Origin of the sequence: Lysinibacillus sphaericus, assembly GCF_001629735.1 — a bacterium.
GTDB classification, from domain to species: domain Bacteria; phylum Bacillota; class Bacilli; order Bacillales_A; family Planococcaceae; genus Lysinibacillus; species Lysinibacillus pinottii.
Genome location: NZ_CP015224.1, coordinates 1249163 through 1270512 on the forward strand (window position 1 = coordinate 1249163; position 21350 = coordinate 1270512).

25 protein-coding genes and 3 pseudogenes are annotated in these 21350 nt (G+C 33.4%); 19 read left to right on the forward strand and 9 right to left on the reverse strand.

Going from position 1 to position 21350, the window contains the following annotated elements:
- Positions 1-140: 140 nt before the first annotated feature.
- Together A2J09_RS06085 and A2J09_RS24520 are read right to left on the reverse strand one after the other, a co-directional pair.
- On the reverse strand, positions 141-1367 hold the full coding sequence (locus A2J09_RS06085; RefSeq protein ID WP_012294232.1) for a GerAB/ArcD/ProY family transporter: 1227 nt from the start codon (positions 1365-1367) through the stop codon (positions 141-143).
- 4 nt (positions 1368-1371) lie between these two features.
- Entirely contained in the window at positions 1372-1560 is a 189-nt protein-coding gene (locus A2J09_RS24520; RefSeq protein ID WP_080695246.1) for a Ger(x)C family spore germination C-terminal domain-containing protein, read from the reverse strand.
- Positions 1561-1872: 312 nt separating this feature from the next.
- Here A2J09_RS24520 and A2J09_RS24100 point away from each other — a divergent pair, with 312 nt between their 5' ends.
- Together A2J09_RS24100 and A2J09_RS06090 are read left to right on the forward strand one after the other, a co-directional pair.
- Positions 1873-2085 carry a Ger(x)C family spore germination protein gene (locus A2J09_RS24100; protein ID WP_012294234.1) on the forward strand — a complete coding sequence of 71 codons (213 nt, stop codon included), beginning with the start codon at positions 1873-1875 and terminating at the stop codon, positions 2083-2085.
- A complete protein-coding gene (locus tag A2J09_RS06090) occupies positions 2082-2948 on the forward strand; it encodes a Ger(x)C family spore germination C-terminal domain-containing protein (protein ID WP_227256835.1) in 867 nt (288 codons plus the stop codon). Before A2J09_RS24100 ends, A2J09_RS06090 begins: the two co-directional genes overlap by 4 nt.
- 18 nt (positions 2949-2966) lie before the next feature.
- Here A2J09_RS06090 and A2J09_RS06095 read toward each other — a convergent pair whose 3' ends face one another.
- The 3 genes from A2J09_RS06095 to A2J09_RS23370 form a co-directional block, all read right to left on the reverse strand.
- The gene (locus tag A2J09_RS06095) at positions 2967-3311 is read right to left on the reverse strand and encodes a YhjD family protein (RefSeq protein ID WP_036161498.1); all 345 of its coding nucleotides are present in this window, start codon (positions 3309-3311) and stop codon (positions 2967-2969) included.
- Between the two features lie 142 nt (positions 3312-3453).
- Positions 3454-3606 carry a hypothetical protein gene (locus A2J09_RS23660; RefSeq protein WP_012294237.1) on the reverse strand — a complete coding sequence of 51 codons (153 nt, stop codon included), beginning with the start codon at positions 3604-3606 and terminating at the stop codon, positions 3454-3456.
- Between the two features lie 135 nt (positions 3607-3741).
- Entirely contained in the window at positions 3742-3879 is a 138-nt protein-coding gene (locus tag A2J09_RS23370) for a hypothetical protein (protein WP_012294238.1), read from the reverse strand.
- 171 nt (positions 3880-4050) lie between these two features.
- On the opposite strand from A2J09_RS23370, the gene rsbW reads away from it, so the two are divergent.
- From rsbW to A2J09_RS06115, 4 genes are all read left to right on the forward strand, one after another.
- Positions 4051-4521: an anti-sigma B factor RsbW gene (rsbW, locus tag A2J09_RS06100; protein ID WP_012294239.1), complete on the forward strand. Its 471-nt coding sequence runs from the start codon at positions 4051-4053 to the stop codon at positions 4519-4521.
- A gap of 397 nt (positions 4522-4918) precedes the next feature.
- Positions 4919-5596 (forward strand): YetF domain-containing protein, encoded by a 678-nt coding sequence (locus A2J09_RS06105; protein ID WP_012294240.1) that lies wholly within the window; start codon positions 4919-4921, stop codon positions 5594-5596.
- A gap of 240 nt (positions 5597-5836) precedes the next feature.
- On the forward strand, positions 5837-6310 hold the full coding sequence (locus A2J09_RS06110; RefSeq protein WP_012294241.1) for an 8-oxo-dGTP diphosphatase: 474 nt from the start codon (positions 5837-5839) through the stop codon (positions 6308-6310).
- 128 nt (positions 6311-6438) lie between these two features.
- A complete protein-coding gene (locus tag A2J09_RS06115; protein WP_036161500.1) occupies positions 6439-6915 on the forward strand; it encodes an NUDIX hydrolase in 477 nt (158 codons plus the stop codon).
- A 198-nt stretch (positions 6916-7113) separates the two neighbouring features.
- Here the strand turns inward: A2J09_RS06115 and A2J09_RS06120 are convergent, their stop codons facing one another.
- Positions 7114-7656 (reverse strand): recombinase family protein, encoded by a 543-nt coding sequence (locus A2J09_RS06120; RefSeq protein ID WP_012294243.1) that lies wholly within the window; start codon positions 7654-7656, stop codon positions 7114-7116.
- Between the two features lie 95 nt (positions 7657-7751).
- On the opposite strand from A2J09_RS06120, the gene A2J09_RS06125 reads away from it, so the two are divergent.
- The 13 genes and pseudogenes from A2J09_RS06125 (at position 7752) to A2J09_RS06185 (ending at position 18481) form a co-directional block, all read left to right on the forward strand.
- Positions 7752-9182 (forward strand): SulP family inorganic anion transporter, encoded by a 1431-nt coding sequence (locus A2J09_RS06125; protein WP_139015360.1) that lies wholly within the window; start codon positions 7752-7754, stop codon positions 9180-9182.
- Between the two features lie 12 nt (positions 9183-9194).
- Positions 9195-9597: pseudogene (locus A2J09_RS06130) on the forward strand (universal stress protein).
- A gap of 43 nt (positions 9598-9640) precedes the next feature.
- A complete protein-coding gene (locus A2J09_RS06135) occupies positions 9641-10198 on the forward strand; it encodes a hypothetical protein (protein WP_012294247.1) in 558 nt (185 codons plus the stop codon).
- Positions 10199-10688: 490 nt separating this feature from the next.
- The gene (locus A2J09_RS06140; RefSeq protein ID WP_012294248.1) at positions 10689-11486 is read left to right on the forward strand and encodes a hypothetical protein; all 798 of its coding nucleotides are present in this window, start codon (positions 10689-10691) and stop codon (positions 11484-11486) included.
- 173 nt (positions 11487-11659) lie between these two features.
- Positions 11660-11982: pseudogene (locus tag A2J09_RS06145) on the forward strand (histidine phosphatase family protein); the annotation flags it as partial.
- Between the two features lie 103 nt (positions 11983-12085).
- Positions 12086-12688 (forward strand): nucleotidyltransferase domain-containing protein, encoded by a 603-nt coding sequence (locus A2J09_RS06150; protein ID WP_012294250.1) that lies wholly within the window; start codon positions 12086-12088, stop codon positions 12686-12688.
- 293 nt (positions 12689-12981) lie between these two features.
- Positions 12982-13806, forward strand: coding sequence for a cupin domain-containing protein (locus tag A2J09_RS06155; RefSeq protein ID WP_012294251.1), 825 nt, complete (start codon positions 12982-12984; stop codon positions 13804-13806).
- A 464-nt stretch (positions 13807-14270) separates the two neighbouring features.
- Positions 14271-14597: an ArsR/SmtB family transcription factor gene (locus A2J09_RS06160; RefSeq protein WP_012294252.1), complete on the forward strand. Its 327-nt coding sequence runs from the start codon at positions 14271-14273 to the stop codon at positions 14595-14597.
- Entirely contained in the window at positions 14590-15648 is a 1059-nt protein-coding gene (arsB, locus tag A2J09_RS06165) for an ACR3 family arsenite efflux transporter (protein ID WP_012294253.1), read from the forward strand. Before A2J09_RS06160 ends, arsB begins: the two co-directional genes overlap by 8 nt.
- A gap of 12 nt (positions 15649-15660) precedes the next feature.
- On the forward strand, positions 15661-16080 hold the full coding sequence (gene arsC / locus A2J09_RS06170; RefSeq protein WP_036161510.1) for an arsenate reductase (thioredoxin): 420 nt from the start codon (positions 15661-15663) through the stop codon (positions 16078-16080).
- Between the two features lies 1 nt (position 16081).
- Positions 16082-16441, forward strand: coding sequence for an arsenite efflux transporter metallochaperone ArsD (gene arsD / locus A2J09_RS06175; protein ID WP_036161513.1), 360 nt, complete (start codon positions 16082-16084; stop codon positions 16439-16441).
- A gap of 1 nt (position 16442) precedes the next feature.
- Positions 16443-18203: an arsenical pump-driving ATPase gene (gene arsA, locus A2J09_RS06180; protein ID WP_012294256.1), complete on the forward strand. Its 1761-nt coding sequence runs from the start codon at positions 16443-16445 to the stop codon at positions 18201-18203.
- Complete coding sequence (locus tag A2J09_RS06185) at positions 18200-18481, forward strand: hypothetical protein (RefSeq protein ID WP_012294257.1); 282 nt, start codon at positions 18200-18202, stop codon at positions 18479-18481. The genes arsA and A2J09_RS06185 overlap by 4 nt, the downstream gene beginning before the upstream one ends.
- A gap of 339 nt (positions 18482-18820) precedes the next feature.
- Here the strand turns inward: A2J09_RS06185 and A2J09_RS24105 are convergent.
- The 3 genes and pseudogenes from A2J09_RS24105 to A2J09_RS06195 all read right to left on the reverse strand — a co-directional run.
- Positions 18821-19146: pseudogene (locus A2J09_RS24105) on the reverse strand (transposase); the annotation flags it as partial.
- 92 nt (positions 19147-19238) lie between these two features.
- The gene (locus A2J09_RS06190) at positions 19239-19499 is read right to left on the reverse strand and encodes a translation initiation factor 2 (RefSeq protein WP_309485662.1); all 261 of its coding nucleotides are present in this window, start codon (positions 19497-19499) and stop codon (positions 19239-19241) included.
- A 285-nt stretch (positions 19500-19784) separates the two neighbouring features.
- A complete protein-coding gene (locus A2J09_RS06195) occupies positions 19785-20963 on the reverse strand; it encodes a Ger(x)C family spore germination protein (protein WP_230584395.1) in 1179 nt (392 codons plus the stop codon).
- Positions 20964-21350 lie beyond the last annotated feature (387 nt).

Sequence of the window (21350 nt, forward strand, 5' to 3'; positions counted from 1 at the left end):
AAGTTTTTTGTAAAACACTAAGTTTACCATCTGTCTCAAGTTATGCATATTGTACATCTTGTACAGAGAAAATAGCTTGTTCGCGTAACATCAATCTCCATGGTTCCCTAAAGTTCCCTAACTTCTAATGCTTTTGCCTTTTAACTTCCATGAGGTATGTGGTTTCTTCGTAACAAAAATATAATTCCTAAAAAGACTGGCCAAAGAATTACAATATATCCAATATAGTTACTAGCCATAATAAGTTTTGTTTGAATTTCCTTTGAGAGTGGTAATTTTATAAGGCAAAAAATAATCACTGCAATATATATAAGTTTATATTTACTTCGCTTTACTAAAAGTGAATCTAGTCCTTTTTTTGCACACCATACATAAGCACCAACCGTTGATAAAATTAGAAATACCCACATTGTAATGCCAATAATATCGATTCTTTCTACAAAAGACAGTTCCCCTGCTTTAAATAAATTTAAAACGGAAAATTCTACGTTTTTCAATTGCCATTCTGAATAGTACATTATACTTATAGCAGTTGTAAAAAAGAATAAGAGTATACTTATCCAAATTCCTATCAAAGAATCGCGGAATGCTTTTTTCTGATTTATAATATAAGGGAAATAAAACATGATTAGTTCATAACCTAGAATAGAAAGGTAGCCTTCTTTAAAAGCAGTAAGAAATTCTTTAGTATTGAAATTAAATAATGGAAATAAATGACTTATATTCCCTTTTTCAATAGCCCAATGTAAAAAATAGAATAAAGCAATTGATAAAAAGAAGGAAAATATGCTAAATCTTGCAATAGATTTTATACCTCCATTAACAATGTAAACAAGAATTAATAAAAAACAAATAACTGGTAAAGTAATTGTTTGCTCTTGTAGTGCTGAACTTTGTATAAGATGCATATAATCACTTATTATTCCTGCGCTAAAAACAATGAATTGAATAATAAGAAATAGGTTAATTATTTTACCAAAAGATTTTCCTAACAAAATTTCATTTATACGAAATAAATTATCATTTGGGAACTTTGAACAAAGCCAAATTATCTGCCATAAATTCACACTTGCAATAATCCCAAATAAAAGTGGCATAAGTGCCTGACTATATCCCATTGAACTAAGGTTCTGTGGTAAAGTAAGGATACTTGTGCCCATCATTATATTTTGACCTAATATGATAACATGGTAGCGATTCAATATATTTGAATTATTATTTGCGCACAAACGTAGTTCACCCATTTTCGGTTTATAGTCAACAATGGTAATCATTTTTAATAATGAATGCTTAGATTTTTTTGAATATATCTTATATAGTATTTGAATACTTATTCGAATAAAGGCAATATGTAAATTTACTTTCATATTTTTATACTTCTTTTGTTAGTTTTGATTGTCTCACAGTTCTTCTATATTTTCCCCAAAACCCAAAAATATCTGACTCTAACTCTTGAATACGATCAATTACTCTAGATATTTCTTTTTTAAGCTTCTTTTCAATGTCCTTTTCTAGTGCAGCCTGTACTTTTCTTCTTGTCCAATATGGTAACTCATTAATGAAGTTAACCCCACTTTATCTAGAATATTAGACCGTATACGAATAAAAATAACATGAAATAAAATCTTCTAATCGGCAATTCTTTACTCCTTATCCTTTTTCTTCTCATTATTTTGTTCTATCTAAGAGGAGTTTATACTATCCAAGAATGATACAAGCATTAAGTTACTTATAATTGCATAGAACATCTTTATAATGTTAATTATTTACTTGTGTACAATTTAAAAATCAGGAGAAAAATGCCGATGATTAGAGTATTTTTATTAATTTCCCCTTTTACTCTTTTTCTACTTACAGGCTGTTGGACAGAAAATGTACTATGTCTATGGAGTCGGGGTAGATTATATAGATAATCAGTATGTAATTTATTTACAGTTCATTAACTTCTCCAATGTTGCGAAATCTGAAAAAACCAGTCCTGATGCCACCCCATCTGAAATTGCACATGCTAATGGAAAAACTATTGAAGAAGCTATTTATAAATTATATCTATCAGCTGACCAAGAAATTTATTGGGGCATATGACTTATTTACTATTATCTGAGGATGCTTTAAAAAGTGAACTTGCTAATTCGGTACTAGACACTTTCACAAGATTTAGGGAGACAAGATATCAAATTTACGTACATTGTACATCGGACTTTATTGAAGAAATTCTTCTAGTTATCCCTATATTAAATAAGCCACTTGATAATTCAAAATTAAGCACCCCCTTGAACACAAATACATTAGAGGCATTTACAAAACCAGTTGATTTAAGAAAATTAATTATAGGGTTGAATGAACCAAGTCATGAGGTAGCTTTATCATTGGTTTCTATCAATAAAAATTGGGTATCTGAAAAAGAGAATCCCTCAACCGAAACAGCCATAAATGGTGTCTGCGTAATTTCAAAGGATGGATTTAAAGGTGCTATAACTAATAATCTTGTTGGTGGGAATCGCTGGATGACAGGTCAAAAAAACCTTGGAAATATAACCTTTAATTTAGACAATAACGAAAGTAATTACATTACTGTTGATATTGAAAAATTAAACCTTGAAGTAATACCAATTGTAAAAGGAAATGAAGTAACATTTGAAATAAAAATTGATTTTGAAGCTATACTCAATGGTTTTAAAGGTAATTTAAATGTAAATGAGTTAGAAAAAGGCATAGAAAAAAAAGTCAAAGAAGAAATAAAGACAACATATGAAGAAGGATTAAATTTAGACATAGATATTTACCGATTATCAGAATATCTCTATCGAGATAACGTAAAAATATGGAAAATAATAGAGAAAGATGGAAAAATACCTCTGACTAAAGATTCGATTAGTAAAATAACTATAAATGTAAATAAAATACTTTCAGGGAGAAAGGTTTTTCAAGATAGTGTTGGGGAATAAAAAAACAGGTACTCACTATCATTGAGCGCCTGGTTGACTGAAAAATAATTTTTCTACCTGTGATTTTAAAGCCATATTATCATAGCGTAGCACTACGTCATTTCCTGCTATAACTATATGCATGTTACTGAAATACTCATCAATATTTTCTACTTTAAATAACCTTATTTTCTCTTTCACCAATAATCTTTTTGAATTGTAATAATCTTGGGTGTTGTCTTTTAGTAACTTATCAAGGATTGGTAAATAAACCTTACTCATTTTCAAATTTTCAATTACAGAGAAGTCACGTTGAGATGATTGAACTTCCATTTCTAGAATTAAAAATTTATGAAATAGTCGCCGTTGTTCAGGATTCAACATACAACCCCATCCTCTCGATAAGAACTTTCGTTTGTATTATTTCAGAACACGCCTTTGCGTTTTGACAAGTATTAATTTGTGGAAATAAAAAAAGCCTAGACTCAAATTAATGAGTATCTGGGCAATATTAAAAAATACTTTACTAAAAATATGATTTTTGTGGATCGTCTTTATGTTCTTTTTTACGAGACTCTTCAGACGAATCCATTTCCTTTTCATCATTATCTTTTCCACATCCAAACAATAATCCCGTACAAAGTATTAATGTAAGTGCGCTAAAAACAATTTTTTTCATTTATTCACCTCATTTATATTACTTCATTGAAGACTTCTAATAGGTTTAGTGTTGTGAATTCGAATTATACTTCACAATAATCGGTTTTAATTCCGGGTTTTTGCTATTAGGTGCTACGTTGTGTAATGATAATCTTTAATCCTTCAAATCACCATTGGTCATCGTACCTTGGTCGAATTTATCAAGCAATGACTTATCGATTTTCTTTTTATCAACTGATTGTTTAATGTAGTCACGTACTGCTGCCTTAGTTGTTTCATTAGTGAATAACATTTTATCATCATCCTTTGCGATTAAGTGAACAAAGCTTTTTACAAAAGAACATTACGTAAAAATGGCAAAGTGAAGCTAGTTGGTTTATCGACTAGATTACAAAAATTATTTGAAATTACTGAACTAAGTGTTTGATGGATTTCGAAACTATAAAAAGGTGGGATTAAGATAATGAAGAAATTTGACTATATTGAAATTAGGGTTCCTGCTAAACCACAATTTGTCAGTGTTATTCGGTTAACTGTCTCTGGTTTTGCAAGCCGGATTGACTTTAATTATAATGATATCGAAGACTTAAAAATTGCTGCAAGTGAGGCTGTCACTAATGTCGTCCATCACGCTTATAAAGAAGATGAAGAAGGTGAAATCGTCATCGGATGTGCGTTATACGACAATAAAATGGAATTGATGATTGCTGACTACGGCAATAGTTTTAATTTCGAGGAAATTAAGACTAAGATTGGACCGTACCATCCTGAGGAAAATATTGCTGGGCTAAGAGAAGGTGGGTTAGGACTTTATTTAATGGAAACTTTGATGGATGAGGTGATGATCAATAACGATGGTGGCGTAACTGTCTTTATGACAAAGTATGTCACTAGGGAGCAAGTGGAAAAAAATGTCGAAAGAATCACTACATAAATCTTCTTCCAAGGAAGATGTATTAAAGTGGGTTGAATTGTACAAGTCAACAGCTTAATGAGGCTGATACTGATAAATATTGCGTAGAGAGAAAATAGAGGATCACTATAAGTAACTCGTTTGATTTTAAATTAAGGATTTATAATACTTTGTACAATAATGAAGGCGGAATGCTTAGGAGTGATTCCCTTTATTTACAGTCTTGCTATAATGACAATTGTTATTTAGTGAGCCCCTATACACACTTAGGTAAAGAAAACTTGAAATAGATATTGTGCAGTATAAAGAAAAAATAAAATCCCTTTAAAAAAGAGCAGTGATTTATAGCTTTAAATGATTTAATCCCTAAAAAGAAGTTAATAATGTCAATAGTTCTTTTTTAGAAGGGAGTTAAATTTTGAACGTCTTTTATTTAACAATAGAAATTGTTATTGGTTTTTTTCTGTTATTCATTCTTGTGAAAATCGTGGGGAAGAAAATAATAAATCAAGTATCTCCTTTTACATTCATAGCTGCTATAGTACTTGGAGAATTATTAGGTAATGCTCTTTATGATGAAAAAGTAGGAGTTCTTTACATTATTTACTCTATGGTATTATGGGCATTACTTTTGTTAATTGTTGAAATTTTAGGTCAGAAATTTCTAAAGCTGCATCTAATATTTGAAGGAAAACCATCTGTTTTAATACGAGATGGAGTTATAAATAGGGAACAGTTGAAAAAAAATAGGATGAATATTAATCAACTTCAAAGTCTATTGCGTCAATCCGAAACATTTTCTATACGAGAAGTAGCTTATTGTTATTTAGAATCCAATGGTTCTATTAGTATATTGAAGAAATCACCTTATCAAAAAACTACAAGAGAAGATTTTAATAAACCATTAAAAAAAGTGCATGTTCCAGTTACCATAATTAGAGACGGTAAATTGTTAGTCAATGAATTAAGGGATATTGGGAAAAATGAGGAATGGTTGAAGGTTCAACTTAAGACCCAAAACGTAATGGATATTAGAGATGTTTTTATAGCTGAATGGTTAGAAAATGATGGATTGTTTGTTCAAACCTTTAGCTAAATGTAAATATATTTACTATCTTTCTTATCAAGACTAAAACCGAAAAATGTTAAATAAATTAAAAAATCAACATATTTTATTTGATAAATATGCTTGGTCTTTTTAGATATCTATATAAAAAAATAGAATTTTAATGTAGTCTAATAGAGGTTATTATACAGTTCAACGAACAGGCCATTTACATGTAAAAGACCTAAGAAATATATGGTAAAATTAAAACAAAAATTAGTGGGTGAATAAATGGGTAATTATGTAAATGTTAAAATATGGACTGTTTGCATGATTCAAAAAGAAGACAAGGTTTTACTACTTGATAGACAACATGATCATTTCAAAGGGTTTATTCCACCTGGTGGAAAAGTTGAATTTCCAGAAAGTATTGTGGAAAGTGCAATTAGAGAAGTAAAAGAAGAAACGGGTTTAGAAGTAAATAACCTTATCTTTAAAGGTCTCTATGAATATGTAAATCCAGTTGCTATGGATAGATATATGATTTTTAACTACATCACAAAAGATTTCAAAGGAGAATTACTTGAAGATGCACCAGAAGGAAAGGCAGTTTGGGTAAATATAAGGGAAGCATATAACCTTCCGATGCAGGAATCTATTCGAAGAAGATTCCCTTTATTCTTTAAAGAAGGGACATTTGAAATACAAGTTGAATGGAATCATGCAGAAAATAAAGAGGGAAAAGTTACAATAAAGAAGACATAACTAACGGGTGTGATTGTTCAATTGAATAGATTTTCACTAATGTCTAGGTTAGTTCGATACATATGTAAATTAGTTGGTTAAAGAAAGGTCAAATTTATTTTAAGGTTATTTTGGGGAGGAGATAAGCAATGAGGGCACCTTACCAAGTTTTGGTATTTCCTTATACAATCACTGACAATTCCGTTGAATATGCAATTTTTAAGAGAAGTGATTATGGGTATTGGCAGGGGTTAGCTGGTGGTGGAGAAGAGGGTGAGACTCCTATCGAATCAGCTAAAAGAGAAGCATTTGAAGAGGCTGGCATTACCAGAGATCATCCATATATTGAATTAGATTCTATGTCTTCACTACCAGTAGAAGATGTAGTTGGGAATTTCCTTTGGGGAGAAGACGTTTATGTATTAAAAGAATTTTCTTTTGGTGTTAAAGTTCCTACAAAAGATATATCTTTATCCAAAGAGCACCTTCACTATAAATGGTTATGTTTTGAAGAGGCAGTAACGCTTTTGAAATGGGATAGCAATAAAACGGCGTTATGGGAATTGAACAAAAGGTTATTACATCGGTTAAACACCAAGCAAAAGTTTGTGAAAGAGTATATTTAGGCTAACCGGTGCTTTACTTGAAGAACACGTAGTTGTAACGAGCCTATTATTGAATACCATTCTTGTATGACTTTTTGGGAAGTAAAAACGAAGGATTTTTAATTCACTCAAAAAACAAGCCTGCTCAAATTAACGCATAAGCAGGCTTGTTTTTAATTTAATTAAAAGTGGTTATAAAGATTTCAGTTTTCTGTTGTTTTATTCTATTGACTCTAGATAACGATAAAGTGTTGATTTACTAATACCTGTTTCATTCTTAATATCCAGTAATGTGCTATTTCCAGACTGATACATCTCAATTGCCTTTTTTACATTTTCATCTGACTTCTTAGGTCTCCCAATTGACTTTCCTTTTGCTTTCGCTTCAGCCATTCCCAAAGTAGTTGATTGCTTTATGATATCACGTTGAAATGTTAAAAAGAATTGTAAAACTTGTCCTAGTTGCATTTCAAGAATTTGTTTGGACGTAATATTTTCCTCCATAAAATGAATTGTTACTTGATCTCTTTTACAAATTTTTAGTAAGTCTTCTAAATGCCTAGTTGTATCTGCGATGCTAAAGAAACGAAGTACCTGAATGGTATCGTCTTTTTCTATGGTCATGAGTAATTCTTCAAGAACTAATCGCTTTTTCGCACGACCATGATTTTCAGTAAATAGATGGTCACAATTCTTTAAAGCAGCAGTTTGAATTTGCATATCCTCATCATTATATAAGGGTCGTTGATAACCGTAAATCATATAATTTCACTCCATTTCAGTTCCATAAAGGTTCCTTTTTGGGAAAAGTGTGCTATGATATTTTCAAAGATTATATTGTAGTCAAGAAGGAGAATATCATGCAAAGTTTAAAGCAACAATGGTTTGGTAATGTGCGTGGTGACATCTTGTCAGGGATTGTCGTCGCCTTAGCACTTATACCAGAAGCAATAGCCTTTTCTATTATTGCTGGTGTCGATCCAATGGTCGGACTTTATGCGTCCTTTTCTATTGCTGTTATTATAGCATTTGTTGGGGGAAGACCGGGAATGATTTCTGCCGCAACAGGAGCAATGGCACTCGTGATTGCAGATCTGGTGGCAGACCATGGGTTACAATATTTATTAGTAGCAACAATTTTAACAGGAATTATTCAAGTTTTATTTGGTGTATTTGGAATTGCTAAACTCATGCGTTTTATACCGAATTCCGTCATGATTGGCTTTGTTAATGCACTAGCAATCTTAATTTTCATGGCTCAAGTACCACACTTTTTACGGGAAGGGTATATAACGTATTTATTTATCGTGGTCACATTATGTATCGTTTACATTTTACCTCGATTCATTAAAGCAATACCTGCACCTTTGATTGCGATTATCCTGTTAACGGCTGTAACGTTCATTTTTAATTTTGAACTAAAAACAATAGGTGATTTAGGAGCGATTTCACAGAGCTTACCGCATTTTATCATTCCAGACGTACCAATCAATTTTGAAACGTTAGCGATTATTTTCCCTTACGCACTAGCATTAGCACTTGTTGGATTAATGGAATCACTAATGACTGCACAAATTGTTGATGATATGACGGATACAAAATCCAATAAAAATATCGAGGCACGTGGACAAGGAATTGCAAACATCGTTAATGGTTTCTTTGGAGGTATGGCGGGATGTGCAATGATCGGACAGTCGATGATTAACGTAAAATCAGGTGGACGAGGACGCCTATCAACACTTGTGGCTGGGATGTTCCTAATGTTCTTAATCCTAGTACTTGGCAAAATCGTGATCGATATTCCAATGCCAGTACTTGTTGGGATTATGATCATGGTAAGTATCGGTACATTTGATTGGGGATCGTTTAAATATATTGTCAAAGCACCTAAAAGTGAGGCATTCGTTATGCTCGCAACGGTAGCTGTAGTTGTTTATACAGATAACTTGGCGATTGGAGTAGTATTAGGAGTAATTTTAAGTTCATTATTCTTTGTAGCAACGATTTCAAAGGTACGAATACATCAAGATAACGGTACATTTATTGTAGAAGGTCCATTATTCTTTGCCTCTACACAAAAATTTGTCCAAACACTTGAAGCAGTTAAGGCTGATATCATTACAATCGACTTAACAAGTAGCCATTTATGGGATGAATCAGCAGTTGGTGCAGTCGTAAAAGTCGTCACGAAGTTAGAAGAGCAGGGGAAAACAGTCAAAGTCATTGGCATGAACCCAGCGAGTGAAAAATTATATAACCAACTATTAAATGTAAGTGTATCACATTAAGGGGGATACTTTATGTATAAGCATATTTTATTGGCTGTTGATGGTTCTGAGAATTCAGTGCGTGCCGCAAAAGAGGCAGTCAAAATTGCTTCTGAGAATTCATTGATTGAAATGGTGTATGTGGCAGATTTTGAAAAGGCAAAAACAGAAGTGTTACATGCTGCATCTAGTGAAAGAACGTAAACGAAAGGTAGCACCAGTAGAAGAAGTTTTAAGAGTTGCTGGTAGTAATACAAAATTAATGATTTTACATGGTACACCTGGTCCTAAAATTGTAAAGTACGCAGATGAAAAGCAAGTTGATATAGTTATCATTGGTAGCCGAGGCTTAAATTCATTACAAGAGATGGTGTTAGGAAGTGTAAGCCATAAAGTTATGAAACATGTTCATTGCCCAGCGTTAATTGTGAAATAGTGAGGTCTATTAATCCCAATACAAGGGAAGGAGAAAACTTCTGATGCGTAAATATGATACGCCTTTGGCTATTTTCTTTGCTCTATGCTCCACCAGTTTACTGATTGCATTTATATTTAATCACGATTTACTTGATTGGGCTTTTGCAAGACATCACAATCAGTTTTCTTGGTATATTAGACCTATATTTATAATTCCTTTTTGTTTTTTTGCCTTCAAAAGGAGCCTTGCCGGAATCTCCTTTACTCTGTTCTGCATTTTCACATCCATGTTTTGGTTCCCTGAACCGACTACTGTAGATACAATAGTGCAAGAATTTCTTCAATATGAAGTCGATTATTTAACTGGGGATTGGGAATTGGGTAAAATTTTGCTTACATTAATGGTACCACTATCTTTAACCCTCTTAGCTCTTGCTTTCTGGCAACGAAACATTTGGTTCGGCTTCTCGATTATGGCCTTTATAGCAATAGGGAAAGTAGGATGGAGTATCCTATTTGTAGGGAACTCTGGCAAATCTATAATTATTCCAGCAACATTTGGTCTTATAGTATGTATGGTATTTGTTTATCTCGGAATTACACGAAGTAAGAGGCGATAAAATAGAGGAACGGTGTTATCGAAGAATACGAAGATAAAGACCTGAAATCATAGTGGAATTACAATCTTCTTATAGTACTATTTGCACAAGATTGAACCTTGTAAAGAAATAGAAGGGATGTATGTTGCGTAAACGACAATGCGAGAAACGAAGCAATATCTTATTGATGTTTTTAACGATGATATGGTTAGCGTAATAGAAAATTCAATTGTAAAAAAATAAGTGAAATTTGAATAAAAAATATTTATTATTATACTGTAAATGGCGCAATCCTTTCTTCTGGAATGCGTCTTTCTTCGTCTAAAAGTCAAATTTAGAAAGCAAATTATAAATGTTGTGCAACTAACGGGTGTGATTGTTCAATAGAAGCGAAGATTTCCACTAATGTCCAGGTTAGTTCAATGCATATATAATTCCAAAAAATAAATAATAAAGGAAGTAAGGTCACTTTCTGGTATAATTATGTATTTGAGATAATTAGGAGGTATATATGAAGACAAATATTTTAAATATACAAGAGGAAGCAAAAAAAATTGTAGAAAAAGTTGCTTATATTTATCAATATCATACAAGAGAGGATTTTATAGGTTTAATTGTTCACGGTTCCGTTGTAAAAGGTGGCATTATTCCAGGTTCAAGCGATATTGATTTTCATCTTTATTTGAAGGAAACGGCTTTTGAAAAACAAGGTATACTGCCATTGGAATTATATCTAAAAATTCATCGAGACTTAAGCAAAATTGATATAAAACCATTTAGGTATATTCAATGTGATGCATTAACAGATAAATTGCCAGAGGGATTTATTGGTCCAGTTCCTGGCACTTATCAAATTGTGGCTGGAAGGCTACCAGTAGAGGAAGCATCAAATGGACAATTGAAGCAAACGGCATTACAATCATTAAATGATTTAACTGATGTTCCTAAGTATTTTTCTACACTATTAGACCACGGAAAAGAGAGACTAACGAGAGTTGTACGTTTACTCAATACACAAGTTTCTCCAACCATTTATCACGTCCTCACTTTAATACATCAAGATGCCATTGCAATATGGCAGATGCCAAAAAATAAGGCAATACACTTATTACCCGAAGAAATGAAAAAATTTGCAATTCAATTTTATGAATGTGCTAAAAGGTATTACCCTGATGAAATATCGGTTAATGATGCTTTAGGTATGATTGAAAATGGCGCAAAGTTCTTCGAAAGTGTAAATTTCTGGTTCAAACGAAACGAAAGTAAGATTATAAGTCAATGTTTTTCCACAAACGGGCGCCTTAATTGAAAAGGATAGCAAAACCCCGAAGCAACAATCTTTGAGAGAACTGTCTATCCAATTAAAGGAAGCAGTTTAGTTTTATATTTTTGGGATTTAAAGATATAAGGAGGAAAAGGCATGCAAATACTGTTAATTCGCCACTGAGAATGTGAAGCAGATATTTTAAACGTACATGAAGGGAGAGTTTTGAGAATGGAGAGACATTCATAGAATTTCGAATGAGAATAGAAACGATATTTTCAAAGATTGTGATAGGAGATACATATGAAAGTATAGCGATTGTTGCTCATGGTGGAGTAATTAATAATATATTACGTGCTTTTTACCAAATGCCAATCAATATGGATTATTATTTTAAAATTGGAGATACGGGAATTAGCCTAATTGAACTTACGAAAAGGAAAAGGTAATTCACATTCTAAATGATACGAATCATTTAGATAATAGGATAACTTTCTTAAAAATCTTGTTCCACTTTTTAAGAAACCTATTTAATCAATAGAATTCCACCGTTAATTTTAAAACGGTGGATTTTATAACGAAATTAAAAGGTTACAGGATACTTTTATTCAAATATTATTTCAACGCTACCGGAGGAGATTTATTTGCGGACAGATATAGATAATTGGGAATCAATCACCACAACAGAAATTAATAAGCTCTTTTCTATTATTCCGATTAAATGGGGTATTGGAGGGGGATGGGCTTTAGATTTATATTTAGGCGAACAGTCAAGGGCACATGATGATATTGATGTAATATTACTTCGAGAGGAACAATTGACCGCCTATAATCATTTGTCAAGTGATTGGATGTTATACAAAGCAGAGAATGGGAAACTTGTTCCTTGGCAAGAAGGTGAGTTTTTAAAAACCACAAATGATATCTGGGTTACAAAAAGCAGTAGTTCTCCCTGGGCTTTTCAAATTATGTTAGTAGAGACAGAGCAACAATCCTGGATTTACAGGAGAGAAAAATCTATTCGAAGAAGATTAGAGGATATATTTTTAAGAACAGATGATGAGATACCTTACCTGAGACCCGAAATTCAACTCCTTTATAAAGGTGGTAGTTCAAAGGTTAGAGAAAAAGATTTTAAAGATTTACAAATTATGCTTCCACATTTACTGCCTGAACAAAGGGATTGGTTAAAAATGACTTTGAAAAGACAATTTCCAACTGGTCATTCGTGGCTTGACTATATCTAAGAGTGAAATGTGATCGAAAACAGAAGTTATTATTAATTCCGAAAATTAGGAATCTTGTTCAACAATCGGCCGCTTTCCGTAATAAGGAAAGCGTCTTTATTCATAGAAAGGGCCAGATTGTGCAATAAATATAGCTAATAGATGCATTCGGAAATTTTCTTTAAACAGTAATCACTGCTACTTTGATAATATTTCTTATTTTTACGGATAAACATACAACTAATTTTCAATGAAAGACGTTTCTAAAACAATTGCATATGATAATACGATGAATCTGTGAAGGGAATGATTAAATGTATTATCAATCTAACGGGTATCCATATCAAACCCCTTATTATGGAAATGCATCAATGCATCATTATATGGAATACCCGAATTACTGGACATACCCTTATGGGGCAATTCCTGCAAATCAATTAAATCCTTATCATGCTACCAATGGTAATAATGAAATAATGTTAAAAGATTATGGGGCTAACCCATTTGTCATTAATATTAACGAGGCGTCAAAGCAAAACAATACGTATCGTACAGCTTTATGGACAGGAAAGCATTTACAGCTAACATTAATGAGTCTAAATCCAGGAGAAGATATTGGACTAGAAATGCATCCTAATGTCGATCAATTCTTACGTATAGAGCAGGGTCAAGGGGTAACTCAAATGGGCGAGAGTAAAGATAATTTAACCTTTAAAAGAAATGTCCATGATGATTTTTCCATTTTTATCCCTGCCGGAACATGGCATAACTTAACAAATACAGGAAGTATTCCACTAAAACTGTATTCAATCTATTCCCCGCCTAACCATCCGTTTGGAACCGTTCACCCTACTAAAGCTGCAGCAACGGCTGGAGAAAAGGGTAACAATAACAGTAATGGAAATACCGTTATTTCTGGCAAGACTCCAGATGAATGGGTGCGGTACACGGAATTCTTGGTAAATGAAGGATTAGAGGATGTTCAAAGAGGAATAAATCCAACACACATTCTTCAGGAATTTATTCTTATGGGGGTTCTAGTAGGAAAAGGATATTCTCCAGAAAAGGCATATGAGACAGTGGAAGAATGGGAACGGACAGGGGAATCTAAACTTCTACAACAAAGCAAAAATATGTAGAAAAACTTTTAAAGATAATGGATACAGATATCATTCAATTAAGACACTCATGTAGAAATGGGTGTTTTCTTGTTATAGGGCCATAATTTGAATAAAATACAATAATTAAATAGTACGCGGAGGTTGTGAAGAAAAGTACTTAAACTCTCATACTTATTTAAAATGGAGCTTTTGAGGTTTCTATTAGATAAGGATTGAGAGATATTTTTTAATCAAACTATATTTCATAAAGATACAGTAATATCGATAAATAAGGCAAAGTAAACAAATCCTAATTCTAATGAATTTGTTTTAAGAGAGTTGAAATAAGAAATTTTCAAATTGGGCAAATTTCTGTTGCAATTCAAAACTTTAAAACATAATATAAGAATATAGTTATATACATATTAATTCACCTTTCCTTAACGAGGTGATTTTATATAAATTGATATATAAGCAAATAATTATATAAGGAGCTCAGATAAATGGAAAACACACTAATTGAAAAACAACTAAAAGCAGCAGCTGATTTAAATCGTATTAAATTACTTGCATGCATGAAAAATGGGGAGGTATGTGTATGTGATTTGGTGGATGTGCTAGGAATATCACAACCAGCCGTTAGTCAGCATCTACGAAAATTAAAGGAGGCAGGCATTATTACGGAACGAAAAGTAGGGACTTGGAAACATTACCGTTTAGTAGAGGAACAAACGCCACTGATGAAGGGGATTTTAGAACAAATTCAGCCTTTAAACGGGTGCAACTGTGGCACAGATTGCTGCCATGTAGGGGGAAATACAAATGAGTAATGAATCATTAACCAAACAGCTTTCTTTTTTAGATCGTTACCTTACCCTTTGGATATTCGTTGCGATGGGAATAGGTGTTGTATTAAGTATCACCATGCCTAATGTTGGTGAAGCGTTAGAGTCCATGTCTATTGGCACAACGTCTATACCGATTGCTATCGGGTTAATTGTCATGATGTATCCCCCATTAGCAAAAGTAAAGTATGAAGAAATGTGGCGAGTGTTTAAGGATTGGAAAGTGCTATTACTATCACTTTTACAAAACTGGTTACTAGGCCCGTTCCTCATGTTCTTTTTAGCGATTATCTTTTTACATGATTACCCAGAATATATGGCTGGACTCATTATGATTGGCTTAGCTCGATGTATTGCCATGGTGATTGTGTGGAATGTTTTAGCGCGTGGAGACCGTGAATATGTAGCTGGTTTAGTTGCATTTAACTCTATTTTTCAAATTTTAACATATTCTATTTTTGCTTACTTTTTCTTAAATGTATTACCTGGTTGGTTTGGTCTAGAGAATTTCCATGTATCTATTTCTATGTGGGAGATTACAAAGAGCGTTCTAATTTACTTAGGAATACCATTTGCTGCAGGGTTCCTCACACGATGGGTAGGGATTAAAACAAAAGGAAAACAGTGGTATGAGGAAAAGTTCTTACCGAAAATTTCACCACTGACTCTAATTGCACTGCTGTTCACGATTGTGATGATGTTTGCTTTAAAGGGAGAGCAATTAGTAGAACTGCCACTTGATGTAGTGCGGATTGCTATTCCATTATTTATTTACTTTGTGATCATGTTTACTGTGTCATTCTTCTCTTCCCGTAAAGTTGGGGCATCTTATCCTGTCACAGCAGCTCTTTCTTTTACAGCTGCTAGCAACAACTTCGAGTTAGCAATTGCTGTTTCAGTGGGTGTGTTTGGTCTGCATAGTGGCGTGGCATTTGCCGCTGTTATTGGACCACTAGTGGAAGTACTAGTCCTCATTGGACTTGTATGGGTTGCCTTACGTTGGCAGAAAAAATACTTTAAAACCATTAAATTATAAGGAGCAATTACTATGACAAATACACTTTATTTCTTATGTACAGGAAACTCATGTCGAAGCCAGATGGCTGAAGGATGGGCAAAGAAATTACTCCCTACCAATTGGACAGTTAAAAGTGCTGGTATTGAAGCACATGGCGTCAATCCGAATGCTATTAAAGCGATGGCGGAGGTAGGGGTTGATATTTCAAATCATACATCCGATTTAATTGATTTTGAGACATTAAACAACGCCACATTAGTTGTCACTTTATGTGGGGATGCAGCTGATAAATGCCCAATGACACCTCCTAACGTTCGTCGTGAGCATTGGGGATTTGAAGATCCAGCGAAAGCGACAGGTACTGATGAAGAGAAGTGGGCTGTATTCCAAAATGTTCGTGATGCAATTGGTAAACGCATTGAACAATTTGTAGCTGAGGAGCTGAAATAAATTGAAAAAAATTCATATCTATGAGCCAGCAATGTGCTGTTCTACAGGCTTATGTGGACCCTCTATAGACCCAGAATTATTGCGTATGTCATTTATTATGAATAATTTAAAGAAAACAAACATAGAAGCAAAAAGATTTAATCTTACAAACGAGCCAAATGCTTTTGTAGAAAACGAAGCAATCAATCAACTATTAATGTCAGAAGGAATGGAAGCCTTGCCTGCAACATTTGTGGATGGAGAATTACTTTGCAAAGGGATCTATCCAACAAATGAACAATTTTCACAGTGGTCAGGACTTTCAGAAGACGAATTACTAAAAAAGCCAAAAGTACGCTTGTCACTAAAAGGAGATGCGTAAGATGGAACGCTTTACAAGAAGTCATTTCCCAGACACCCCATTCCTGTTTTTTACGGGGAAAGGGGGCGTTGGGAAAACATCGGTTGCGTGTAGCCTATCAATAGCCATTGCAAAGGAAAGGAAAAAGGTACTTTTAATTAGTACAGACCCCGCTTCCAACTTACAAGATATTTTTGGCCAAACGCTTTCTAATAGTCCAACAAAAATTGAAGGCATAGACAATTTATTTGCAATAAATTTGGACCCTGAACAGGCGGCACAGCATTACAAAGAGCAAATGGTTGGTCCGTACCGTGGAAAACTACCTGATGTGGTATTACAAAATATGGAGGAGCAACTTTCTGGTGCTTGCACAGTAGAAATTGCTGCTTTTAATGAATTTGCAACACTATTAACTGATACTTCAGTCATTGGAAATTTTGACACAGTCGTGTTTGATACAGCGCCAACAGGGCATACGTTACGATTATTACAACTGCCTTCTGCATGGTCTACGTTTCTAGATGATAACACGACTGGTACCTCATGTTTAGGTCCTTTAAAAGGGCTAGAACAGCAACGAGAAGTCTATAAAGAGGCAGTTGAACGTTTAAAGAATGCTAATCAAACAACGTTAATGTTAGTGACACGTCCTGAGGAAAACCCTTTAAAGGAAGCAGCACGTGCTTCTCAGGAGCTGTTTGAAATCGGTATTCAAAATCAGACATTACTAATTAATGGATATATGAGTAATGTCTATTCTACTGATGATATTGAAGAGGCTTTCATTGCGCGTCAAGCTGATGCATTAGCAAGAATTCCTGATGAACTAAATCGATTTGAGCATTTCTACTTACCATTTGTACCATACTCATTATCAAGTATTGAGCGTCTGCAAGCATGGATGACTGACCAAGAAGTTGTATATGAAGATGAATCAAATGAAGAAACTAAGATTCCTGAGATAGAAGAAATGATTGCGGATTATTTAGAACGTAAGCCGAAACTCATTTTTACGATGGGTAAAGGTGGGGTTGGAAAAACAACGGTGGCTTCTTATATTGCATTACGATTAGCGGAAGAGGGTACTCATGTACATTTAACTACAACAGATCCTGCCGCACATCTCAATTGGACATTCGGTGATGACAACGTTAAAAATTTAACGATAAGTCGTATTGATCCAAAAGCAGAAGTGGCAAACTATGAAGCAGAAGTGCTTGCAAAGGCAAGTGAAACGATGAATGAGGAAGGTTTAGCATTTGTGAAAGAGGATTTGGCTTCTCCTTGTACAGAGGAAATAGCTGTATTCAGAGCATTTGCTAACGTGGTAGAAAATCATCAAGATGAAGTCATTATTATTGATACCGCACCAACAGGGCATACGTTGCTTTTACTAGACGCAACAGAAGCTTATCATCGGGGTTCACAAGGGGATATTCCTCCAGCTGTTTCTAACCTGTTACCAAGGTTGCGTGATGCCTCTTATACGAGTGTTGCCATTGTAACTCTTCCTGAAGCAACACCTGTTTATGAAGCTTCGCGCTTACAAGAAGATTTACACCGTGCTGGATTATCTGTTGATTGGAGGGTTGTTAATCAGACATTTTCATCTATCTATACAACAAGTCCAACATTAATTCAAAAACAACAAGCTGAAACAAAATGGCTAAAAGAAGTTAGATCCATCAGCAATAATCAATTTGTGGCCATTCCATGGGTAAAAACGCCACCGGTTGGAACACAGGGCTTACATGAATTAAAAGGAGAGAATAACAAATGAAAATGAGTCCAGAAGGTAAAAATTATTTAGAACAGGTATTAGCTGATTCAGAGGTTAAAACGCTTCGTTTCTTTGGTATTGCAGGCTGCTGTGGAGTTAATTTAGGTGTAGGCTTAGAAGCACCAGTAGCAGAAGATGCAATCCACACAATTGAAGGTATCGAAGTCGCAATTCATCCTGATATTGCACCGCAATTAACAGATGTTACGATCCATGCAGAAGAAGAGAATGGTGAACTAGGTTTAGTATTAGTTGGATACTCACCAACATCTTGCTAACCAGATACCTTAAATACTTTCTGTATTAGCAATTACTCAATCCATTGAATCGAGGATAAAAAATTACAGTAAATCATGCTAGCATATTAACAGTAAAATTATTTTATTGCTTATTTAAAGTTAATTATGAATAGTAGATTGTCAATACAGGAAATAGACCAGACCTATATTTTGAACTGCACCCCGTCAAGTAGACAGTGGAAATAATAAAAAATGTATTAAGCGGCTTGAGTCCTGAATTCTAAGAGGGCACTGAAAAACTTGCGTTTTTTATAAATAAATTCGTTATAGAGAAAGATAGGGCGCTTCTTGTTCAATTTTGAACAGGAAATGCCCTTATCCTTCGGGATTATTGTCTTGATTGCTAAGTTGATTTGATTTATCAATAAGAGCGACAAGGGTATTAGCTAACTCATTGTCTATTGGAATTCGATGTGTCCTTTACGTCGTTTTTTCAATACTGTTTCAATAGAGTATTGTTCAAGTTCTGTATTAAATGCTACCCAAACAACAGGTTGAATATCTTTGTGCAAACAATTGATGTGAGTAAAGAGTTGCTCTAGTACATAGTCAGGGATGTAATCAATTTAATTAATTGGTTTTTTTCTTAGTTTAGGCTTATCTTCTGGGAAGACCAACAATCGCACATGGGTTTCGGGAGCAAGTAGCGGTGATGAGCAGGTTAAGTATTTTAAAGTACCTATGCAAAGATAATAAATAAAAAACCGACCAACAGTCGGTAGTATTACTATTAATATTAAAGCATCATCTTTTTTATTTTATTTAATTCACTAATTAAATTATCTAATTGCTTTTGTAAATCATCAACTTCTTTTTGTCTTACATTATTTAAATTTTGAGATTTCGTGGTTTCCAATGCGTGGAGTGCTAGACCTGCAGCAACAGTGGTTAAACCGTCACCAAAAGTGGCAATGGCAGCACCAATATATGCAAGTCTTGCAATGCTGATTTCTTCACTTTCCAAATTTTGTTCTGAGTTGTTTCTATAATTATACACTACTTTCCCCATTTCTTTGTATTCGTAATTTTACTCATACGTAGCTTATGAATAAAACTGGAGAAAGTTGACGATGTAACTTCTTTATATGATCATTCTAAAAAAATAAATATTCATTAATAAGTATTTTTTCCTTTACTATCAAGCATTAATTCTGCAAATTGACATATTCAAGCTCCATCCCTTAACATGTTTTAAAAGTTTGAAAAAAATAATTTTAGATAATAAAGTAAGGTAATTCAACTTAGTGTGCAATAATTAAAATGGCTGCAAACATAGATCAAGTTATTTATTGAAAGTACCTGAATTACGAGTATAAGCTTCTACTTTCACATTTACTTCTAAGTTTGAAAACAAATTTGGCCATTTATCTTTTATCTTACTCCATTCTTTAGGATTTTGCCGATAAAGTATCTGATCAAACCCAACTATATCTAATTGGTATACCTTTTGAATTGTATAAAGTGTAGTTTCTACCTCTTCCTTTATTTTTGTTGCGGATTCTGTGTTGATATATTTGATAGAGTTTTTATTGGTCAGATCAATTTTACAATTGACCTCTCCAACATTTTGGTCTACCTTTATTTTTACGAAAAATTTAGGGTTTCCGTTATTATAATTACCTTTAATCTTTGTTTCTGATTTTGTAATCTCTGTCGCTAAAACGCCGCCTTTTGGACAAGATATTATTTCAATTGTACTTGTAATATTGTTTTTCAAAAAATTATATCCCTTACTTTCTTCTACAGTTAAAAATCCAGTTAATTTATCCTTTTTAAATAGAGATAATCCTTCATACTTTAATAGTACAGGCGTTGAAATTCTTTCTACATTTGTTTTATCCATTCCTAATTCTGTATTTCCTTGTATGTCGATTGTAGATAAAACAAAACCTCTTTCACTTCTTATTGCGTTTACTAAATCATCTATATGCACCATAGTTGAATTACCCCAAACTTTTTCTGATGTTTTCAAGGAATTTAACATTTTAAATGCAGGAATTTTTTCAACTGGTGTTAAAACATTCAAAATGCTTTTCGCAGTTGTTTCATTAGAAATTATGACATCAAAATCATCTCTGGTTTCAGGGTCTCTTGCTAACAAATCTACGGTTTGAGTTATTCCTTCTACGGCTAATTCATTTCCGATAATTAACATTTGGAGATGTGCGAAGTACGCCTTTCTTGGAGTTACTTGTGATAGCTTTCTAATAGCTTCAAATACTGATTTTCCTTTGGCATGATAAGTGGCAACTGGGGAATTTCCAGTAGGGGATCCCTGCGAAGCTATCTCGCTAGGATTAATAATTTGGACAGAAACTTCATATTCATCGTCAATTTTATCAACCCCAAGTGCAGTAACAATTGCTAATTCATTTAATTCCTTTTTACTCCAACATCCACTCGTTAATATACTAAATGCTATTAGTAAGGTAATGATTTTTGGGTTTTTAATTTTTACCACCTCGCATTTACTAGGAATAAACAACTTAATGACAATCAAACTGATTAAGTACACTGATAAAAAAAGCCACAATTGACATTGTTTTGAACTGGGAAATAGTAGTATTATTATTTGGAAATCGACCAAAATTATACATTGAAATAGTAATTACTTAATATATATTGAATTATGCTCTAGAGTAAAAATAGGTTTATTAAATTTAGATTTTTATTATTTACCGGCAATATTTTTAAGGAATTTTGGTAATAATAGATGGTACGTTTAAAAAAAGGAGATGTTTAAATGGGAGTCTTATCAGCTTCTTCAACAAATATGGATCATTGTATTGAATTGTGTATTAAATGTGCAAGAGCTTGTGAAGAATGTACATCTGCGTGTTTACAAGAA

What these genes read in the sequence shown, in the direction of transcription:
- A2J09_RS06085 (WP_012294232.1), bottom strand. Translation starts at nt 1,367, where the DNA reads ATGAAAGTAAATTTACATATTGCCTTTATTCGAATAAGTATTCAAATA.
- A2J09_RS24100 (WP_012294234.1), top strand. Translation starts at nt 1,873, where the DNA reads ATGTACTATGTCTATGGAGTCGGGGTAGATTATATAGATAATCAGTAT.
- A2J09_RS06090 (WP_227256835.1), top strand. Translation starts at nt 2,082, where the DNA reads ATGACTTATTTACTATTATCTGAGGATGCTTTAAAAAGTGAACTTGCT.
- A2J09_RS06095 (WP_036161498.1), bottom strand. Translation starts at nt 3,311, where the DNA reads ATGTTGAATCCTGAACAACGGCGACTATTTCATAAATTTTTAATTCTA.
- A2J09_RS23660 (WP_012294237.1), bottom strand. Translation starts at nt 3,606, where the DNA reads ATGAAAAAAATTGTTTTTAGCGCACTTACATTAATACTTTGTACGGGA.
- A2J09_RS23370 (WP_012294238.1), bottom strand. Translation starts at nt 3,879, where the DNA reads ATGTTATTCACTAATGAAACAACTAAGGCAGCAGTACGTGACTACATT.
- rsbW (WP_012294239.1), top strand. Translation starts at nt 4,051, where the DNA reads ATGAAGAAATTTGACTATATTGAAATTAGGGTTCCTGCTAAACCACAA.
- A2J09_RS06110 (WP_012294241.1), top strand. Translation starts at nt 5,837, where the DNA reads ATGGGTAATTATGTAAATGTTAAAATATGGACTGTTTGCATGATTCAA.
- A2J09_RS06115 (WP_036161500.1), top strand. Translation starts at nt 6,439, where the DNA reads ATGAGGGCACCTTACCAAGTTTTGGTATTTCCTTATACAATCACTGAC.
- A2J09_RS06120 (WP_012294243.1), bottom strand. Translation starts at nt 7,656, where the DNA reads ATGATTTACGGTTATCAACGACCCTTATATAATGATGAGGATATGCAA.
- A2J09_RS06135 (WP_012294247.1), top strand. Translation starts at nt 9,641, where the DNA reads ATGCGTAAATATGATACGCCTTTGGCTATTTTCTTTGCTCTATGCTCC.
- A2J09_RS06140 (WP_012294248.1), top strand. Translation starts at nt 10,689, where the DNA reads ATGAAGACAAATATTTTAAATATACAAGAGGAAGCAAAAAAAATTGTA.
- A2J09_RS06155 (WP_012294251.1), top strand. Translation starts at nt 12,982, where the DNA reads ATGTATTATCAATCTAACGGGTATCCATATCAAACCCCTTATTATGGA.
- A2J09_RS06160 (WP_012294252.1), top strand. Translation starts at nt 14,271, where the DNA reads ATGGAAAACACACTAATTGAAAAACAACTAAAAGCAGCAGCTGATTTA.
- arsB (WP_012294253.1), top strand. Translation starts at nt 14,590, where the DNA reads ATGAGTAATGAATCATTAACCAAACAGCTTTCTTTTTTAGATCGTTAC.
- arsC (WP_036161510.1), top strand. Translation starts at nt 15,661, where the DNA reads ATGACAAATACACTTTATTTCTTATGTACAGGAAACTCATGTCGAAGC.
- arsA (WP_012294256.1), top strand. Translation starts at nt 16,443, where the DNA reads ATGGAACGCTTTACAAGAAGTCATTTCCCAGACACCCCATTCCTGTTT.
- A2J09_RS06185 (WP_012294257.1), top strand. Translation starts at nt 18,200, where the DNA reads ATGAAAATGAGTCCAGAAGGTAAAAATTATTTAGAACAGGTATTAGCT.